Source organism: Nonomuraea sp. NPDC052129 (genome assembly GCF_040680095.1).
Lineage (GTDB): Bacteria > Actinomycetota > Actinomycetes > Streptosporangiales > Streptosporangiaceae > Nonomuraea.
Map to the genome: position 1 here is coordinate 175218 of NZ_JBFAVX010000015.1, position 14614 is coordinate 189831.

The following is a 14614-nucleotide window of genomic DNA, read 5'->3' on the forward strand; positions in this document are numbered from 1 at the left end:
CGGCTGGAGTCCCGCCTCCGTCCCGGCCTCACCTCGCTACGAGCGCCGCCTGGCTCCGTCTGGAGCCAGGCGGCGCTCGTTGACCTCGCGTTATGTGATCGTGACTTGACCCCGTGCGTAACGTGCATGTTTCATGTCCCACACGCCGTAAACGTTTACAGCGATTTTACGGATTCGTTCGACGCGCATGGAGGGACAGCCTTGGCCGACGGACCCACGATCACCACGATCGCCGAGCGCGCGGGCGTCTCCATCGCCTCGGTCTCGCGGGTGCTGAACGGCCTGCCGACCAGGCAGGAGACCGTGCGCAAGGTGATGGCCGCCGCCGACGAGCTCGGTTACGTGCGCAACGCCGTGGCCAGGTCGCTCAAGTCACGCCGCACGCACCAGGTCGCCTTCGCCATGGCCGACATCGGCAACCCGGCCTACCTGGCCATGCTGCGCGAGATCCAGCCCGTGCTCAAGGCGGCGGGCTACCGGCTGGTCCTGCACTCGACCGACGCCGTCGCCGCCGACGAGATCGACGTGCTGCACAGCCTCGGCGAGCGCTACGTCGACGGGCTGATCATGAGCCCGCTGCGCGTCACCGAGGCGCACCTGCGGATGCTCGCCGCCGCTCGGGCGCCGGTCGTGATCATCGGCTCGGTGCCCGACGGGACGCCGGTCGACAACGTACGCGCGGACTCACGTACCGGCGTCAGGCTCGCCATCGACCACCTGCACATGCTCGGCCGCCGCCGGATCGGCATGGTCAACGGCCCGCTCGACACCGTTCCGGGTGCCGCCCGCGGCGCCGCGTACCGGGAGGCGCTGGCGGCGGTCGGCCTGTCGTACGAGGAGAAGCTGGTGGAGATCGGCGACTTCTACCGCGAGGAGGGCCGCCGCGCGGTGGCGACGCTGCTGCGGCGGGCGCCCGACATCGACGCGCTGATGTGCGCCAACGACCTGATCGCCCTGGGCGCGCTTGACGTGCTGCGCGCGGCGGGCAAGCGGGTGCCGCAGGACGTCGCGGTGGTCGGCATGGACGACACCGACCTGGCCGCCGCCTCCTGGCCGTCGCTCACCAGCGTCTCGCTGGGCTCGGCCGAACGCGGCAAGGCCGCCGCCGAGCTGCTGCTCGACCGGCTGCAGAACGGCGATCGCGAGCCCCGCCTGGTCACCGTCCTGCCCCGCCTGGCGGTCCGCGCGTCCACCGCAGGCGAGGCGTCCGAGGGAGGAAGGTCTTCATGACGGCGACCGCGACCAGGCCCCCGCAGACGCGGCGCAGGCGACCCAGCGGCGTCTCGCGGCAGACCCGCGAGATGTGGGTGCTCATGCTGCCCGCACTGGTGCCGGTGCTGCTGTTCAGCGTGGGCCCGCTGCTGTACGGCATCGGGCTGGCCTTCACCGACGCCGAGTCGGGCCGCAACCACGTCACCAGCTTCGTGGGCCTGGAGAACTTCGGCACGCTGCTGGCCGACGAGGACTTCTGGGCGTCGATCAGGATCGGCCTGATCTGGGCCGTGTCGGTGACCGTGCTGCAGTTCCTGGCCTCCCTGGGGCTGGCGCTGCTGCTCAACCAGAAGCTGTGGTTCAGGGGGCTGGCCCGGGTGCTGGCCGTGGTGCCGTGGGCGATGCCGCCGGTGGTCATAGGCCTGATGTGGCGGCTGGTCTACCACCCCGACGCCGGGATCGTGAACACCACGTTCGGCACCGACATCAACTGGCTCGCCGACTTCTCCTGGGCCCTGCCCGCCATCATCGTCATGGGCGTCTGGAGCGGCATGCCGCAGACCACGGTCGTCCTCCTGGCCGGTCTGCAGGGCATCCCCAAGGAGCTCTACGAGGCGGGCGAGGTCGACGGGGCGGCCACCTGGCGGAAGTTCTGGAGCATCACGCTGCCGCAGCTGCGGCCCGTGATCGTCACCATCACCTCGCTCGACTTCGTGTGGAACGTCAACCAGTTCACCCTCGTCTATGTGCTGACGCAGGGCGGGCCCGGCGGGCGGACCAGGCTGCCGATGCTGTTCGCCTACGAGGAGGCGTTCCGCTACGGCTTCTTCGGCTACGCGGCGACCATGGGCGTCACCATCGTGATCGTCGTGCTGGGCCTGCTCGGCTTCTATCTCTGGCGGCAGATGCGGGAGGCGTCATGAAGAAGATCCCGCAGTACGCGGCACTGCTGGCCTACATGGTCTTTCTGGCGTTCCCGCTGGTGTGGCTGCTGTCCACGGCGCTCAAGACGCCACAGGAGATGGCCAACCTGCACCCGACGTGGATCCCGGACCGGCCGACGCTGGCCAACTTCAGCGATGCCTTCGGTGAGCAGGACCTGGTGGGAGCCGGGCTGCGCAGCCTGATCGTGGCCCTGTCCAGCTCCGTGCTGACGGTCGCCGTCTCGCTGCCCGCCTCCTACGCCCTGGCCCGCTACAAAGGCGTGCTCAAGCGGGTGGCGCTCGGGTGGGTGCTGGTCAGCCAGGTGTTCCCGTTCATCCTGATCATCATCCCGCTGTTCATGGTGCTCAAGCAGCTCGACCTGGTGAACACGCTGTTCGGCCTGGTGGTCGTGCACGTGACGTTCACGCTGCCGTTCGCGCTGTGGATGCTCCAGGGGTACGTGCGCTCCGTGCCGCGCGAGCTGGAGGAGGCCGCGGCCATGGACGGCGCGACCCGCCTGCGCTCGATCGTCAGCATCGTCGCGCCGCTGCTCGCGCCGGGCGTGGTGGCGACGCTGCTGTTCTCGTTCATCTCCTCGTGGAACGAGTTCCTGTTCGCGCTCGTGGTCCTCAAGGACCCCGATGTGATGACGCTGCCGCTGACGCTGGTGAGGTTCACCGGCCCTGAGGGAGTGTCGAGGCTCGGCCCGCTGGCCGCGGCGTCGCTCATGGCGACGATCCCGAGCCTGATCTTTTTCGCAATCATCCAGCGACGGCTGAGGTCCGGCCTGATGGCCGGCGCTGTGAAGGGCTAGGAGGCTCTTATGCGTATCAAATCCGCGTTGGCGGCGGCGGCGATCGTCGCGCTGGCCGCCGGGTGCGGCGGGGGCGGTGGCGACGCCGGCTCCGGCGAGTCCGCCAAGCCCGGGGAGCCGGTCAAGCTCAACTTCCTCAGCCTCGCCTGGCAGAAGGAGTCGGTCGCGGCCAACAAGCAGCTCGTCGACGAGTGGAACAAGGCCAACCCGACCATCCAGGTCACCTACGTCCAGGGCAGCTGGGACAACGTCAACGACCAGCTCGTCACCTCCTTCGAGGGCGGCGACCCGCCGGACGTCATCCACGACGACTCCCCGGCCCTGTCGGGCTTCGCCTCCAAGGGCTACCTGCTCGACATCAAGGACAAGGTGCCCGCCGACCTCAAGAGCGACATCCCGCAGCCCGCCTGGGACACCGTCACCTTCGACGACGGCAAGGGCAACCAGGGCGTGTACGGCGTGCCGTTCCTGCAGGAGTCGCAGGTCATCATCGCCAACAAGAAGCTGCTCGACACCGTCGGCCACCGCGTTCCCACCTCCGACGACCCGTGGACGTGGGACGAGTTCGCCGAGGTCAGCAAGAAGCTCACCAAGAGCGGCTCCTTCGGCGTGGCCTGGCCCATGAAGTCGCCCGTCAACAAGACGCTGAACCTGGCGCTCAACTTCGGCGGCACCTTCTTCCAGACCACCGACGGCAAGACGACCGTCAAGGTGGGCCCGGAGGAGAAGCAGGTCCTCCAGCGCATCCACGACCAGCTCTACAAGGACAAGTCCGCCGACACCTCGGCGCTCGGCATGGGCACCGCCGACCCGCTGCCCGGCTTCTTCGCCGGCAAGTACGCGATGCTGCCGGTCGGCGTCTACCTGCGCCAGCAGGTCGTCGAGCAGGCCCCCAAGGGCTTCGACTGGGTCACCCTCCCGCCGCTGAAGGGCACCACCGGCGACCAGGGCGCGGTCTCGCAGACCCTGTCCGTCGCCGCCGACAGCAAGCACGCGGAGGAGTCGCTGAAGTTCATCTCCTTCTTCCTCAACGGCACCAACCAGGCCAAGCTCGCCAAGGGCGACTGGCTGCTGCCCACCTCCGCCAAGGCCGCCGCCGACCCGGCGATGACCACCAAGGAGAACGGCTGGGACGTGGCCACCGCCTCCGCCAAGAACCTCGTCGTGGCGCCGTTCCTCAAGGTCAACGGGTTCGACGAGTGGAAGAGCAAGGTCGCCACGCCGGTCCTGCAGCAGTACTTCGCCAACAAGATCTCGATCGACGACGCGGCGGCGAAGCTGGTGGCGGACGGCAACAAGGTGTTGGAGCGGTACCAGCGGTGACTTATCGCGACAGGGCCCGGGGGTGTCTGCTCGGCCTGGCGGCCGGCGACGCCCTCGGGGCGCCCGCGGAGAACCTCACGCCGGCGGAGATCCGCCGGCGGTGGGGCCGGCTCACCGAGATCGAAGGCGGGGGCACGGACGACACCGAGTACGCCATCTTCGCCTCCTCGCTGCTGGTACGGCACGGGCACGCGCTGACCTCGGCCGACGTGGCTCACGCCTACCGTACGGAGATCATCCCGCTGGTGACCGGGCCGATGCGCGGCGCCGGGTTCTCCGAGCTCGGCACCATCGAGGCGCTCAGGCGCGGGCTCGAACCGCCGCTGACCGGGCTCGTCCATCAGCACGGCTGGTCCGACGGGCTGGCAATGCGGGCAGCGCCGTACGGCGTGTTCTGCCCCGGCGATCCGGCGGAGGCCGCCCGGCTCGTCGAGGAGGACGGCCGGGTCAGCCAGTCGGGTGAAGGCGTGCTGGGCGGCCGGGCCGTCGCCGGGGCGGTGGCCGCGGCGATGACCGGGGCCGCGCCGCGTGATGTGGTGGCCGCCGCGCTGTCGGTGATCCCCGCGGACTCGTGGACGGCCCGTGACATCGTCCGGGCCCGCGACGTGATCACTTCGGACCAAGACGAGCCGCATATCGTCGAAGCGCTTCACCAAGCCGTGGTGGTCCAGCACTACCCGTGGACCGACGTGGCGCCCGAGGCCGTGGCGCTCGCCCTCGCCGCCTACCTCGCGGGCGGCGGCGACATCGAGGCGACCGTCACCTTCGGGGTGAGTCTCGGCCGCGACGCCGACACCATCGGCGCCATCGCCGGCGCCATCGCGGGTGCCGGACAGGGGCGGGACGGCGTACCGGAACGCTGGGCGAGCAGGATAGGCCCCGTAACGGGCAAATGCCTGCCCGTCGTGGCCGGCAGGCACGTGCTGGACGTCGCCGACGAACTGGCGGAAGGACTGTAGGAACTCATGTCGGGGGACAGGATCGCGGGAGCCTTCGTCGGGCTCGCCGTGGGAGACGCCGTGGGCTGGCCCGCCACCAGGCACCGGTCGGCGCTGCACGCGCCATGGAGCAGGCGGCTGCTGCGCGAGCTCGACACGTTCGCGGAGGAGCACCGGGTGACCACGCTGCCGGTGCCGTTCGCACTGAACCAGCCCGTGGCGCCGCTGGCCGTCGGCCCGTCCGACGACGCCGAGTGGCTCGCCTGGACGGTGCGTACCATCGACCGGCCACGTGCCGAGGCGTTCGGCGAGTTGGTGGGCCGCGAGGACATCCGGGCGCGCATCTCGGTGGCCACCGCGCTCGGCAACCTGGCCAAGGGCGTCGAGCCCCCGGCCAGCGGCCACGACAACCCACACCATTTCGACGACGCCGCCGCCATCAGGGCCGTCGCCTTCGGCGCGCTCGGCCGTGACCCGGCCGAGGACGCCCAGGTGACCAACGCCGGTGACGGGCTGCTCGGGGCCCTGGCCATGGCGGCCGCGGTGGCCGAGGCGGTGGCGACGGGCTCGGCCACCGCGGCGGCCGAGGCGGCGCTGGCCGTACTGCCGCCTGACACCGCCATCGGGCACAACGCCCGGCTGGCGCTGGACGTGGCGCGGAAGGCGGGCGACCCGTTCGCCGCCGTGCCCGCGCTCGACGCCGCGCTGCTCGACCACGTCTACAGCTACGGGGTGGGCGCCGCGCAGACGGTGCCCGTGGCGCTGGCGCTGGCCGAAGTGGCGGGCGGCGCCCTGAGCGCGGCCGTACCGGCCGCCGCGTGCCTGGCCACGCTGGCCGACTCGGCGCCCGCGCTCACCGGGGCGCTCACCGGAGCGTGCGGCGGGCTCGACGCGATCCCGGAGGGGTGGACCGCGTCGGCGCGCACACTGGCAGGCTGCTGTCTGCCGGAACTGGCAGGAAAAGATCTCATCGAACTCTTGGAGGAACTCGCATGACGCCGCTTGAGGACAGGGCGACCGGCTGCGTGGCGGGGGCGGCGGTCGGTGACGCGCTGGGCGGCGCCACCGAGGGCTGGACTCCCGAACAGATCACCACCAGGTACGGCGGGCACGTGGAGGGCATCGTGCCCCCGTACAACGAGGACTGGCGCAACGCCCGGCCCATCGCCCCCTATCACAAGGGCGACGGCCACATCACCGACGACACCCTCATGACGCACGCGCTCATCCGCGTCTACGAGAAGGTCGCGGGTCACCTCGGGGCGTACTCGATGGCCGAGCACTTCGTACCCGAGCTCATGGGCGAGCGCCGGTGGATCCCCGAGCTGGAGGCCGAGGCGCTGCCGCTCCAGCGGATCTTCCTGGCCGAGAAGTGGATCGTCGCCCGGCTGCACTACGGCCACGTGGACCCGCGCGAGGCCGGTGTCGGCAACATCGTCAACTGCGGCGCGGCCATGTACGTGGCGCCGGTCGGCATCGTCAACGCCGCCGACCCCGACGCCGCCTACGCCGAGGCCATCGACCTGACCGGCGCCCACCAGTCGAGCTACGGCCGGGAGGCCGCCGGCGTCATGGCGGCGGCCGTCGCCGAGGCCATGCGGCCCGGCGCGACCTTCGACTCCGTGGTGGCCACCTGCCTGCGGCTGGCCAAGGACGGCACCAGAGCGGCCATCGAGGCGGTCTGCGAGGCGGCCTCTGGGCTCGGCCACTGGGACGGGTCGTTCGAGACGCTGCGGGCGGCCATGCGGCCGTTCGACACGGTCGCCGACACCTACCGCGACCAGGGTCTCGGGGCGCGGCGGCCGAGCCGGGTGCACAGCATCGAGGAGCTGCCGCTGGCGCTGGGCTTCCTCGTGGTGGCCAAGGGCGACTACCGCGACACCGTGCTCGGCGGCGTCAACTACGGCCGCGACGCCGACTCGATCGCGTCCATGGGCGGTGCCATCGCCGGCGCTCTGGGCGGGCTCGGCTCGATTCCGGGCGAATGGGTCTCGCAGGTGGCCGAGGCGAGCCGTACCGACCTGGAGGCGCCCGGCCGGGTGATCGCCGAGGTCGCCCGCCGGGTGCACGCCGACGACGCGGCCCGCCGCCGCGCCGTCGAATCCGCCTTCGCCGCCCTCGACGGCCAATGATCCGCCTCAACCGAGCGCGGTCGGAAGGGCTGGTGGGCCGATGATCCGCCTGACCTGGGTGCAGCCCGAGGACCTGGTGGGCCATGAGCTGCGCCAGGCCGCCGAGGACGGCAGGGACGTGCGCGACATCGCTGAGCGGTGGCACGCGGCGGGCGGTCACGACGCCCCGCCGCGCGCCGGGGCCTCCGAGCCGGGCGCGCTCAGGCTGCGGCCGCTCGCCGAGGACCTGCTGGACGAGCTGGCCGCCATCTCGTCGCCGCTCGATTCCGACGAGCCGTCCGACCTGCCCGCCATCATCGCCGCCTGCCCGAACTGGCCCGCGCCCACTGCTCCCCGGCAGGTCGATGTGACCCGCGTGCTGGGGGCCTGGCAGGGCCGGGCGGCCGGTTGCGTGCTCGGCAAGCCGGTCGAGAAGATCCCCCGCGCGGGCATCAGGGAGATCGCCGAGGCCACCGGCAACTGGCCCATCACCGGCTGGTTCACCGCCAAGGGCCTGCCCGGCGACATCGCCGAACGCTGGCCGTGGAACCGGCGCAGCGCCGTCAACTCGCTGGCCGAGAACATCGACGGGGTCCCCGAGGACGACGACCTGAACTACCCGCTGCTCGCCCTGTCCGTCCTGGAACGGCACGGCCGCGGCTTCACCACCGACGACGTGGCCAAGCTGTGGCTCGACGAGCTGCCCGCCGGCCGTACGTTCACGGCCGAACGCGTCGCCTACCGCAACCTGCTGGCCGGGGTAGAGGTGCCGGAGACGGCGACGTACCGCAACCCGTTCCGCGAGTGGATCGGCGCGCTGATCAGGACCGACGTGTACGGGTGGGTCAATCCCGGCGATCCGGCCACTGCGGCCGAGTACGCCTGGCGCGACGCCCGCCTCACCCACACCGCGAACGGGATCTACGGCGCCATGTTCGCCGCCGCCATGTGCGCGAGCTCCCTGGTCGCCGCCTCCGCCGCCGAGGTGATCGAGGCCGGGCTGTCCGTCGTCCCGCCGCGATCACGGCTCCACCAGGCGGTACGGCAGGCGGCAGAGGACGCCTCGGCGGAGAGTGACTTCGAGCGGGTCGTCAACCGGCTGCACGAGCGGCACGGCGCCCTGCACTGGGTGCACACGATCAACAACGCCGCCCTGGTCGCCGCCACGCTGATCCACGGCCGGGGCGACTTCACCGCCACCATCGCCGGAGCGGTCGCCGGCGGCTGGGACACCGACTCGGCGGGCGCCACGGCCGGGTCGGTCGCGGGCGCGCTGAACGGCGGGGTCCCGGAGCGGTGGAGGATGCGCGACACCCTGGCCAGCAGCCTGACCGGCTTCGATGGGGTGGGGCTGGGCGATTTGGCGCGCCGTACACAGGAGATGATGAGGGCATGATCTCGGTCTTCGGCAGCGCGAACATGGACCTCGTCGCCTACGTGTCCCAGGCCCCCAAGCGGGGCGAGACGGTCACCGGGCGCGGATTCCGTACCATCCCCGGCGGCAAGGGCGCCAACCAGGCCATCGCGGCGGCCCGCGCGGGCGCCGTGGTGGCGTTCCTGGGGGCGGTGGGCGACGACGGCTTCGGCTCCGAGATGCGCACCACCCTGGCCGCGGCCGGAGTGGAGGTCGCCCAGCTGCGGCAGGTGCCCGGGCCGAGCGGCATCGCGCACATCGTGGTCGACGACGAAGGCGGCAACTCGATCATCGTGGTGCCCGGCGCCAACGGCACCGTCACCGGGCCCACCGAGGACGACGTCGCGGTGATCGCCGGTTCCCGGGCGCTGCTGCTCCAGCTGGAGCTGCCCATGGCCGCGGTGGTCGCCGCCGCGCAGGCCGGGCAGGTGTCGGATGTACCGGTGATCCTCACCCCCGCGCCCGCCCAGCCGCTGCCGGACGCGCTGCTCGACGCGGTCACGCTGATCGTGCCGAACGAACACGAGGCCGCCGACATCACCGGGACCGACTCGGCCGAGGCGGCGTTGGAGGCGCTGCTCGCGCGGGTCCCGGAGGCCGTCATCACACTCGGTTCCGAAGGGGCGCTGTACGGCTCACGGTCGGGCGAGCGGCTGCGCGTACCCGCCGTGAAGGTGAAGGCGGTGGACACCACGGCGGCGGGCGACACCTTCGTCGGCGCGCTCGCGGTGGCTCGCGCCGAGGGCCTCCCCGCCGCCCCCGCCCTCCGCTTCGCCTCGGTGGCGGCGGCGCTGTCGGTGCAGCGCGAGGGCGCGAGCACGTCGATGCCCACCCGCGCGGAGATCGACGACTCGCTCGCCTGATGCTGGGCAGGTGGGGGGTGGATGCCCTGCGGCAGGAATGCCAGCAGGGCCGTGCGTCACTTAATTCGGGAACCCGGCTTCCGTGCCGCTTCTGACGTCTCTGCCTGTGCACCATTCACCGGCAGTTCGGCTCTGACCGCGAATTGCACGGAAGCGACCCTGGTCTCGTCCGCTTCCATGACCCACTCATAGACACGACCCGCTACTAGAGGCAGGGGCGGAATCGGGATGGCGAAGCTGAGATTGAAGGGGACTCGGGTCGCCATCGGCTCCAACCGTTCAGCGTCCGGTGTGATCTCACCGGTGAAGGAGAGCGTTCCGTCACTGTCCGCGAATGGGCGGACAGGTTGCCCCTCCTCGTCCAGAAGATGCAGGGCGAAGCGGATCTTCTCCCCCAGATCCTCCCGCGGGACGCGCAAAAAACCTGCAACAGCGGACATTGAGACCATGGGCCCTGTCACAGACCAGCCCGCTCCGAGCAGGTTGATCTTTCCGGTGGCCCCATCGGTGCTGGCTGCGTCGCCTAGGACTAGGAAGCCCTGCATTTACTAGACAGCTCTCTTCAATTCGAGTGCCCCTGCGGAACGCGTAGGGGGTGGGGACACAGTGCCAGTGAGGCCCTCGATCACCACGCGCGCTGATGTCGATGTGGTGCCATAGGTAGTGCCGGGCGTCTTCACGACATGGAAGACATCAGCACCTATCGCGAGTGCGTAGCGACGGATGGTGGACAAGCGGGGATCTCCGCCAAGGCGCTCGAAGTCCGACACGGCGGGCTGGCTGCGATCCATCTTGTCGGCCACGTCAGCCTGTGTCAGCCCCAGTTGCTTGCGGACCCCGACCAGGGTCTCGATGAGACGCACGTCTCGCTCGATGGCTGCGTTCTCACGCTGAACCTCGGGATCATCCGGGTCGATACCGAGCAGTGCGGCGATGTCGCGGTCCACGCCTACCTCCCTTTATCGGTTCTACCTTATATCCTGCGCTGCCATTCGGCCAGCCGATCCCTCGCTCGTTCGATCGCTCGTTCCTGCGCCCCATTGCCGCCCTTCTTATGAAACTTGAGACCGAGTAGAAGGTGCTTCCCGTCTGTGAGCACCGCGTAGTACAGGCGATACTCGTCACCCCCGTAGCTCAGCCGGGCCTCGCTGAGCCCTCTGCCCAGAGGGCGCACATCTCGATCTAGGACGCTGTCGTGCTCAATCCGCCACATCAGGTGGCCCAGCTCGAGGAGGGGAGGCTTGCCCTGGAGGACATCGTGGATCTCTTTGCTGACGACTTCAGCCCCAGCGGGGGTGGTGTAGAACTGCCACCTAGTCTTGGACCGTTCCAATACAGGCACCCCTCTACCGCCAGTCGCAGCGCCATCGCTGGCATCCGAATGTACAGGCAAAGATCGACACAAGCGCGCGTATGGAAGAGGCAAAGATGTGCCTAAGCTCACCCCATATGGGCTTCAAAGCCGCGTACTGAAGATTGTCCCTGCGGACTGTTGGAGTGGAGTTCGGTGGGCAGGTGGGGGTGATGAATGAAGACCTGCCTGATGCGGTGAACCGGGATGGTGGCGAGAGCGACGTGGTGGCGGAGCGGTCAGGGGCCGGCACCCCGAAGGCGCCCCGCCCCGTACCCGCCGATTGGCCCGACACCGACACGAACCCCGCGATCCCCACGCCCGAGATAACCGCTCCCGAGCCTGAGGCCGAGGCCGCAGTTGACGCCGAAAGGCGTGCCGAAACCGGCGAAGAGGCTGGCGAGGAGGCTGGCGACGGCGGCGAAAAGGAGGTGCGGCCCGAAGCGGGTCCCACCGGCTGACGGCAGCCCTTGCCGCACCCCCGCCGTCAAAGAGGCCAGATCCGACGGCGGGGATTAGCCGGGGATCAAAGCGGCGGCTTTTGCCGGTTTTCCCGAGGGGACGATATAGCGAATGTCCGGCATCACGCCGTGATCTTCTCCTATTCGCGCCACTTCCACGATGTACGCCGCTGACCGGTCGGCGGCTATGCGGACCGTGGCGACCCGCCACCCCTGGGGAGCGAAGACCACGAGTTCCGGGGGATACCGATCCAGGCTGCTGAGCGCGTCGGCGGGAAAGGGCGCGGAGCGGAGCGTGAGCTTGAGCCACTCGACGACGTAACTGTGTATCCCGCGCCTGGTCAGCAGGACCCGCAGCTTGGCCAGGGCCTGGTCATGCTCGGCCGCGGCACTTTCGCTGATCGGCGAATGGCGTGGATGAGGTTCTGAGGGTTCGGTCGTTTTCCTCAGCGGTTCGCGAGTCATTCCCTGTCACCGTCCATGTTCTGTCCGGAATGCGGCTGGATTATCCGGTTTATTAACCAGACAGAATGCAGCGGACATGTCCGGACGGCCTGTCTGTGCTCCGAGAAACATCGCCAGAGTGCCGCTTCCCGGCTAGCTTTGTATTCAGCAACCAGCTGTTCGTATCCAGACAGTCGCGTTGAGTTTTTGTATGTGCGATGTCGGGAAGAGCGGTCCGGAGCATTTCGAGGAGCGTGGCATGTCCGTGGATGAACAGGCCCCATCTCCAGACGAGCAGAACTCCTACGGTGCGGTCCTCAAGGAAGCCCGAATGGCGGTCGGCCTCTCTCAGATGGCCATGGGGGCGCTGATCCCGTGCAGCGAGAGCTTGATCGGCCTGATCGAGCGCGGCAAGCGCAACCCGACCCGGCAATTCACCCTCGCGGCCGAGACGGCCCTGGACCTGAATGGGGAATTGCTTCGGCTGCTGCCCATCAGCAGGATGTCGGGGCCGAAGTGGTTCAGAGAGTGGCCAAAGGTAGAAGAAAACGCCCATACCATCCGAGCCTGGCAACCTCTTGTCGTTCCGGGCCTGCTGCAGACGGCCGCGTACGCGCGAGCGATCCTCTCCGCCGAGCCGGGAGTCACCCAGGACTGGATCGAGGAGGCCGTCGCGACCCGGCTTCAGCGTCAGGCGGTGTTCGACCGCGACGAGCCGCCGATGTACTGGGCCCTGCTCGACGAGTGCGCTCTGATCCGCCCCATCGGGGGTGCCGAGGTGATGCGGGAACAACTCGAACACCTGCTGAGAATGATGGCCACCCCCTTCATCTCAATCCAGATCGTCCCCCTCGGCGTGGGGGCGACGCCGGGTTTGCTTGGCGGCTTCGCCCTGGCTCAAGGCCAGGGCATGCCAGATCACATCTACCTCGACAGCGCTGAACAGGGCTCCGTATCCGATCGCGAGGAGATGGTCCGAAGGGTTAATGTCAGATACGACGCGATCCACAAATGGGCTCATCCCATACACGTGAGCGAGCGACTAGTACGTGAGGTGGCGGCAAAGTATGAAGATCAGTGACGAGCTGCGCGCCGAACTGGCGGCCGCTGAGTGGACGAAATCCACTCTCTCGGGTTCAAACGGAGGCGACTGCCTCTACGCGGCCAAACTGAGCGGCGACCGATACGCGATCAGAGACTCTGAGCAGCCCGACGTCGAGCCGCTGATCTTGCGAGGTGGCGTCTTCCGCGCCTTCGTGGGCGGCGCGAAACTGGGCGAGTTCGACATCTGACCTCCCAAGTGAAGGCCCCGGTAATCGCCGGGGCCCGCACATCCTTTAGCGAACCGGGCGCGGCAGGCGGATGGTGACGATCCGGCTGGGAACGCCGCTGTCCACCAGCCGCCCGTCCGCCCCGAACTCGCCGAGCCCGAAGTCGTTGTCATTGGCGACCACGAGCGTCCGCGGGTCGAGCAGGGCGATGCCCTCGACCTTGCCAGGCAGAGTGGGGGCGACCTCGGACAGGTCGGCGACGAGCGACTTGGCCGGAACCTTGACATCCCCCAGGTCGGCCAGCGCCTCCAGCGACGGCGCGGTGGCCGGGTCGTCATACCGCCCGCCCAGCAGGTTCGTGGCCTTGGCCAGGTCGATCTGGTAGATGCGGGCGACGTTGTCGGTCCGCTCGTCCACCAGCAGCCGGCGGCCGCCCACGTGCGCCAGGCCGGAGACCTTCATTTCGCTCTGGTCGCCGTTCACCTTGGGGTCGAAGGTCGTGACGTCCTCGAAGCGGTAGGCGTACTCGCCGGTCACCCGCGCCGCGCGGATGCTGAAGGTGAGGATCCGGCCGACGCGGGAGGATTTGCCGGTCTTCTTGTCCGGATTGGCCAGCGGGCTCTGCACCGCGAGGTACAAGGTGTCGCCGTCGATCGCCAGCCCTTCGAACCCGCGGTTCTGCTGGCGGGAGGCGAGGATGGCCGGCAGCGTCTCCTTGACCGGGTAGTCGGCGCCGGTGAGGTTGAGCCCCTTGGGGACGTAGCGCGCCAGCACTCGCCCCCGCTCGGAGACGTGCAGCAGCGACGGCCCGTACTCGTCGACCAGCCAGAAGTCGCCGCGCGGGGTCCGCACCAGGTCCTCGGTGTCCACCCCGCTCGGGTTGTACGGCAGCGCGGTCTGGCCGTCCCAGGTGTAGGGCACCTCGTCGTGGCCGGCCTGGTTGCTGAGCCCGGTGATCGGCTTGCCGGAGGTGCCGACCAGGGGGACGTACTTCTTGATCTCGACGCCGAACCGGGTGGCCACCTGCACGATCGCGGGGGCGAACTCCGGAATGGGGAACGTGCGGCGCTTGTCCGCGCCCACCTGCCCGTTGGGGCCACGGTCGGTGACCATCCAGTAGTCCCCGCGCCGCCCGGCCGGGAACAGCCCGCTGCCGACCCCGCCCAGCTTGACCCCGCGATCGTCGGCGATGGACCGCTGCAGGTCCTTGAGGGGTACGGGCGGGATGCTCACGTCCTTGACCACCACGGGCCGCGGCGCGGCCTCGGCCAAGGAGGGGGCGGCGGTGACCGCCGGGCCCACGACGAGCGCCAGACCCACGAGTACGGGACGGAACATGGCACGGCCTTTCACACCGGCGAATACGAGCGTCCTGACCCTAATGACGTCAAACGTCCAATTGTTGAAGCGCCGATGAACAGGCCCACCCGAAGTCGCGACGGCCCGCCGCACAGCGGCAGCACCGTTGGTCCTGTTGGTTGACGCTCC

17 protein-coding genes are annotated in these 14614 nt (G+C 69.5%); 12 read left to right on the top strand and 5 right to left on the bottom strand.

Annotated features, from left to right (window positions below; genetic code table 11):
- Nucleotides 1-201 precede the first annotated feature (201 nt).
- Genes AB0L53_RS30280 through rbsK form a run of 9 tightly spaced genes read left to right on the top strand, consistent with a single transcriptional unit; the run spans nt 202 to nt 9599 of the window.
- Nucleotides 202-1230, top strand: coding sequence for a LacI family DNA-binding transcriptional regulator (locus AB0L53_RS30280; RefSeq protein WP_364000814.1), 1029 nt, complete (start codon nt 202-204; stop codon nt 1228-1230).
- Nucleotides 1227-2135, top strand: a complete 909-nt coding sequence (locus AB0L53_RS30285; RefSeq protein WP_358435084.1) for a sugar ABC transporter permease — start codon at nt 1227-1229, stop codon at nt 2133-2135. The genes AB0L53_RS30280 and AB0L53_RS30285 overlap by 4 nt, the downstream gene beginning before the upstream one ends.
- The gene (locus AB0L53_RS30290; RefSeq protein ID WP_357656572.1) at nt 2132-2950 is read left to right on the top strand and encodes a carbohydrate ABC transporter permease; all 819 of its coding nucleotides are present in this window, start codon (nt 2132-2134) and stop codon (nt 2948-2950) included. The genes AB0L53_RS30285 and AB0L53_RS30290 overlap by 4 nt, the downstream gene beginning before the upstream one ends.
- Nucleotides 2951-2959: 9 nt before the next feature.
- The gene (locus tag AB0L53_RS30295) at nt 2960-4273 is read left to right on the top strand and encodes a sugar ABC transporter substrate-binding protein (RefSeq protein WP_364000818.1); all 1314 of its coding nucleotides are present in this window, start codon (nt 2960-2962) and stop codon (nt 4271-4273) included.
- A complete protein-coding gene (locus tag AB0L53_RS30300; protein WP_364000821.1) occupies nt 4270-5232 on the top strand; it encodes an ADP-ribosylglycohydrolase family protein in 963 nt (320 codons plus the stop codon). The genes AB0L53_RS30295 and AB0L53_RS30300 overlap by 4 nt, the downstream gene beginning before the upstream one ends.
- Nucleotides 5233-5238: 6 nt before the next feature.
- Nucleotides 5239-6207, top strand: coding sequence for an ADP-ribosylglycohydrolase family protein (locus AB0L53_RS30305; protein WP_364000824.1), 969 nt, complete (start codon nt 5239-5241; stop codon nt 6205-6207).
- Nucleotides 6204-7343, top strand: coding sequence for an ADP-ribosylglycohydrolase family protein (locus AB0L53_RS30310; RefSeq protein ID WP_364000827.1), 1140 nt, complete (start codon nt 6204-6206; stop codon nt 7341-7343). The genes AB0L53_RS30305 and AB0L53_RS30310 overlap by 4 nt, the downstream gene beginning before the upstream one ends.
- A 40-nt stretch (nt 7344-7383) precedes the next feature.
- A complete protein-coding gene (locus AB0L53_RS30315) occupies nt 7384-8718 on the top strand; it encodes an ADP-ribosylglycohydrolase family protein (protein ID WP_364000830.1) in 1335 nt (444 codons plus the stop codon).
- Entirely contained in the window at nt 8715-9599 is an 885-nt protein-coding gene (gene rbsK, locus AB0L53_RS30320; protein ID WP_364000833.1) for a ribokinase, read from the top strand. The genes AB0L53_RS30315 and rbsK overlap by 4 nt, the downstream gene beginning before the upstream one ends.
- A gap of 56 nt (nt 9600-9655) precedes the next feature.
- Here rbsK and AB0L53_RS30325 read toward each other — a convergent pair whose 3' ends face one another.
- The 3 genes from AB0L53_RS30325 to AB0L53_RS30335 all read right to left on the bottom strand — a co-directional run bounded on the left by AB0L53_RS30325 (nt 9656) and on the right by AB0L53_RS30335 (nt 10932).
- Nucleotides 9656-10039, bottom strand: a complete 384-nt coding sequence (locus tag AB0L53_RS30325) for a hypothetical protein (RefSeq protein ID WP_364000836.1) — start codon at nt 10037-10039, stop codon at nt 9656-9658.
- 108 nt (nt 10040-10147) lie between these two features.
- Nucleotides 10148-10546, bottom strand: coding sequence for a helix-turn-helix transcriptional regulator (locus AB0L53_RS30330; protein ID WP_364000839.1), 399 nt, complete (start codon nt 10544-10546; stop codon nt 10148-10150).
- A 26-nt stretch (nt 10547-10572) separates the two neighbouring features.
- The gene (locus AB0L53_RS30335; protein WP_364000842.1) at nt 10573-10932 is read right to left on the bottom strand and encodes a hypothetical protein; all 360 of its coding nucleotides are present in this window, start codon (nt 10930-10932) and stop codon (nt 10573-10575) included.
- 191 nt (nt 10933-11123) lie between these two features.
- Between AB0L53_RS30335 and AB0L53_RS30340 the strand changes: the two genes are divergently transcribed.
- Nucleotides 11124-11411 (top strand): hypothetical protein, encoded by a 288-nt coding sequence (locus AB0L53_RS30340; RefSeq protein ID WP_364000845.1) that lies wholly within the window; start codon nt 11124-11126, stop codon nt 11409-11411.
- 54 nt (nt 11412-11465) lie between these two features.
- Here AB0L53_RS30340 and AB0L53_RS30345 read toward each other — a convergent pair whose 3' ends face one another.
- A complete protein-coding gene (locus AB0L53_RS30345) occupies nt 11466-11876 on the bottom strand; it encodes a hypothetical protein (RefSeq protein WP_364000848.1) in 411 nt (136 codons plus the stop codon).
- Nucleotides 11877-12114: 238 nt separating this feature from the next.
- Here AB0L53_RS30345 and AB0L53_RS30350 point away from each other — a divergent pair, with 238 nt between their 5' ends.
- On the top strand, nt 12115-12936 hold the full coding sequence (locus AB0L53_RS30350) for a helix-turn-helix transcriptional regulator (RefSeq protein ID WP_364000851.1): 822 nt from the start codon (nt 12115-12117) through the stop codon (nt 12934-12936).
- A complete protein-coding gene (locus tag AB0L53_RS30355; protein ID WP_357959485.1) occupies nt 12923-13147 on the top strand; it encodes a DUF397 domain-containing protein in 225 nt (74 codons plus the stop codon). The genes AB0L53_RS30350 and AB0L53_RS30355 overlap by 14 nt, the downstream gene beginning before the upstream one ends.
- Nucleotides 13148-13192: 45 nt before the next feature.
- Here the strand turns inward: AB0L53_RS30355 and AB0L53_RS30360 are convergent, their stop codons facing one another.
- Nucleotides 13193-14464 (bottom strand): esterase-like activity of phytase family protein, encoded by a 1272-nt coding sequence (locus AB0L53_RS30360; RefSeq protein WP_364000855.1) that lies wholly within the window; start codon nt 14462-14464, stop codon nt 13193-13195.
- Nucleotides 14465-14614: the final 150 nt, after the last annotated feature.

Excerpts from the sequence above, each read along its gene's own strand:
- AB0L53_RS30285 (WP_358435084.1), top strand. The coding sequence starts at position 1,227 with ATGACGGCGACCGCGACCAGGCCCCCGCAGACGCGGCGCAGGCGACCC.
- AB0L53_RS30290 (WP_357656572.1), top strand. The coding sequence starts at position 2,132 with ATGAAGAAGATCCCGCAGTACGCGGCACTGCTGGCCTACATGGTCTTT.
- AB0L53_RS30295 (WP_364000818.1), top strand. The coding sequence starts at position 2,960 with ATGCGTATCAAATCCGCGTTGGCGGCGGCGGCGATCGTCGCGCTGGCC.
- AB0L53_RS30305 (WP_364000824.1), top strand. The coding sequence starts at position 5,239 with ATGTCGGGGGACAGGATCGCGGGAGCCTTCGTCGGGCTCGCCGTGGGA.
- AB0L53_RS30310 (WP_364000827.1), top strand. The coding sequence starts at position 6,204 with ATGACGCCGCTTGAGGACAGGGCGACCGGCTGCGTGGCGGGGGCGGCG.
- AB0L53_RS30315 (WP_364000830.1), top strand. The coding sequence starts at position 7,384 with ATGATCCGCCTGACCTGGGTGCAGCCCGAGGACCTGGTGGGCCATGAG.
- rbsK (WP_364000833.1), top strand. The coding sequence starts at position 8,715 with ATGATCTCGGTCTTCGGCAGCGCGAACATGGACCTCGTCGCCTACGTG.
- AB0L53_RS30325 (WP_364000836.1), bottom strand. The coding sequence starts at position 10,039 with ATGTCCGCTGTTGCAGGTTTTTTGCGCGTCCCGCGGGAGGATCTGGGG.
- AB0L53_RS30340 (WP_364000845.1), top strand. The coding sequence starts at position 11,124 with ATGAATGAAGACCTGCCTGATGCGGTGAACCGGGATGGTGGCGAGAGC.
- AB0L53_RS30345 (WP_364000848.1), bottom strand. The coding sequence starts at position 11,876 with ATGACTCGCGAACCGCTGAGGAAAACGACCGAACCCTCAGAACCTCAT.
- AB0L53_RS30350 (WP_364000851.1), top strand. The coding sequence starts at position 12,115 with ATGTCCGTGGATGAACAGGCCCCATCTCCAGACGAGCAGAACTCCTAC.
- AB0L53_RS30355 (WP_357959485.1), top strand. The coding sequence starts at position 12,923 with ATGAAGATCAGTGACGAGCTGCGCGCCGAACTGGCGGCCGCTGAGTGG.
- AB0L53_RS30360 (WP_364000855.1), bottom strand. The coding sequence starts at position 14,464 with ATGTTCCGTCCCGTACTCGTGGGTCTGGCGCTCGTCGTGGGCCCGGCG.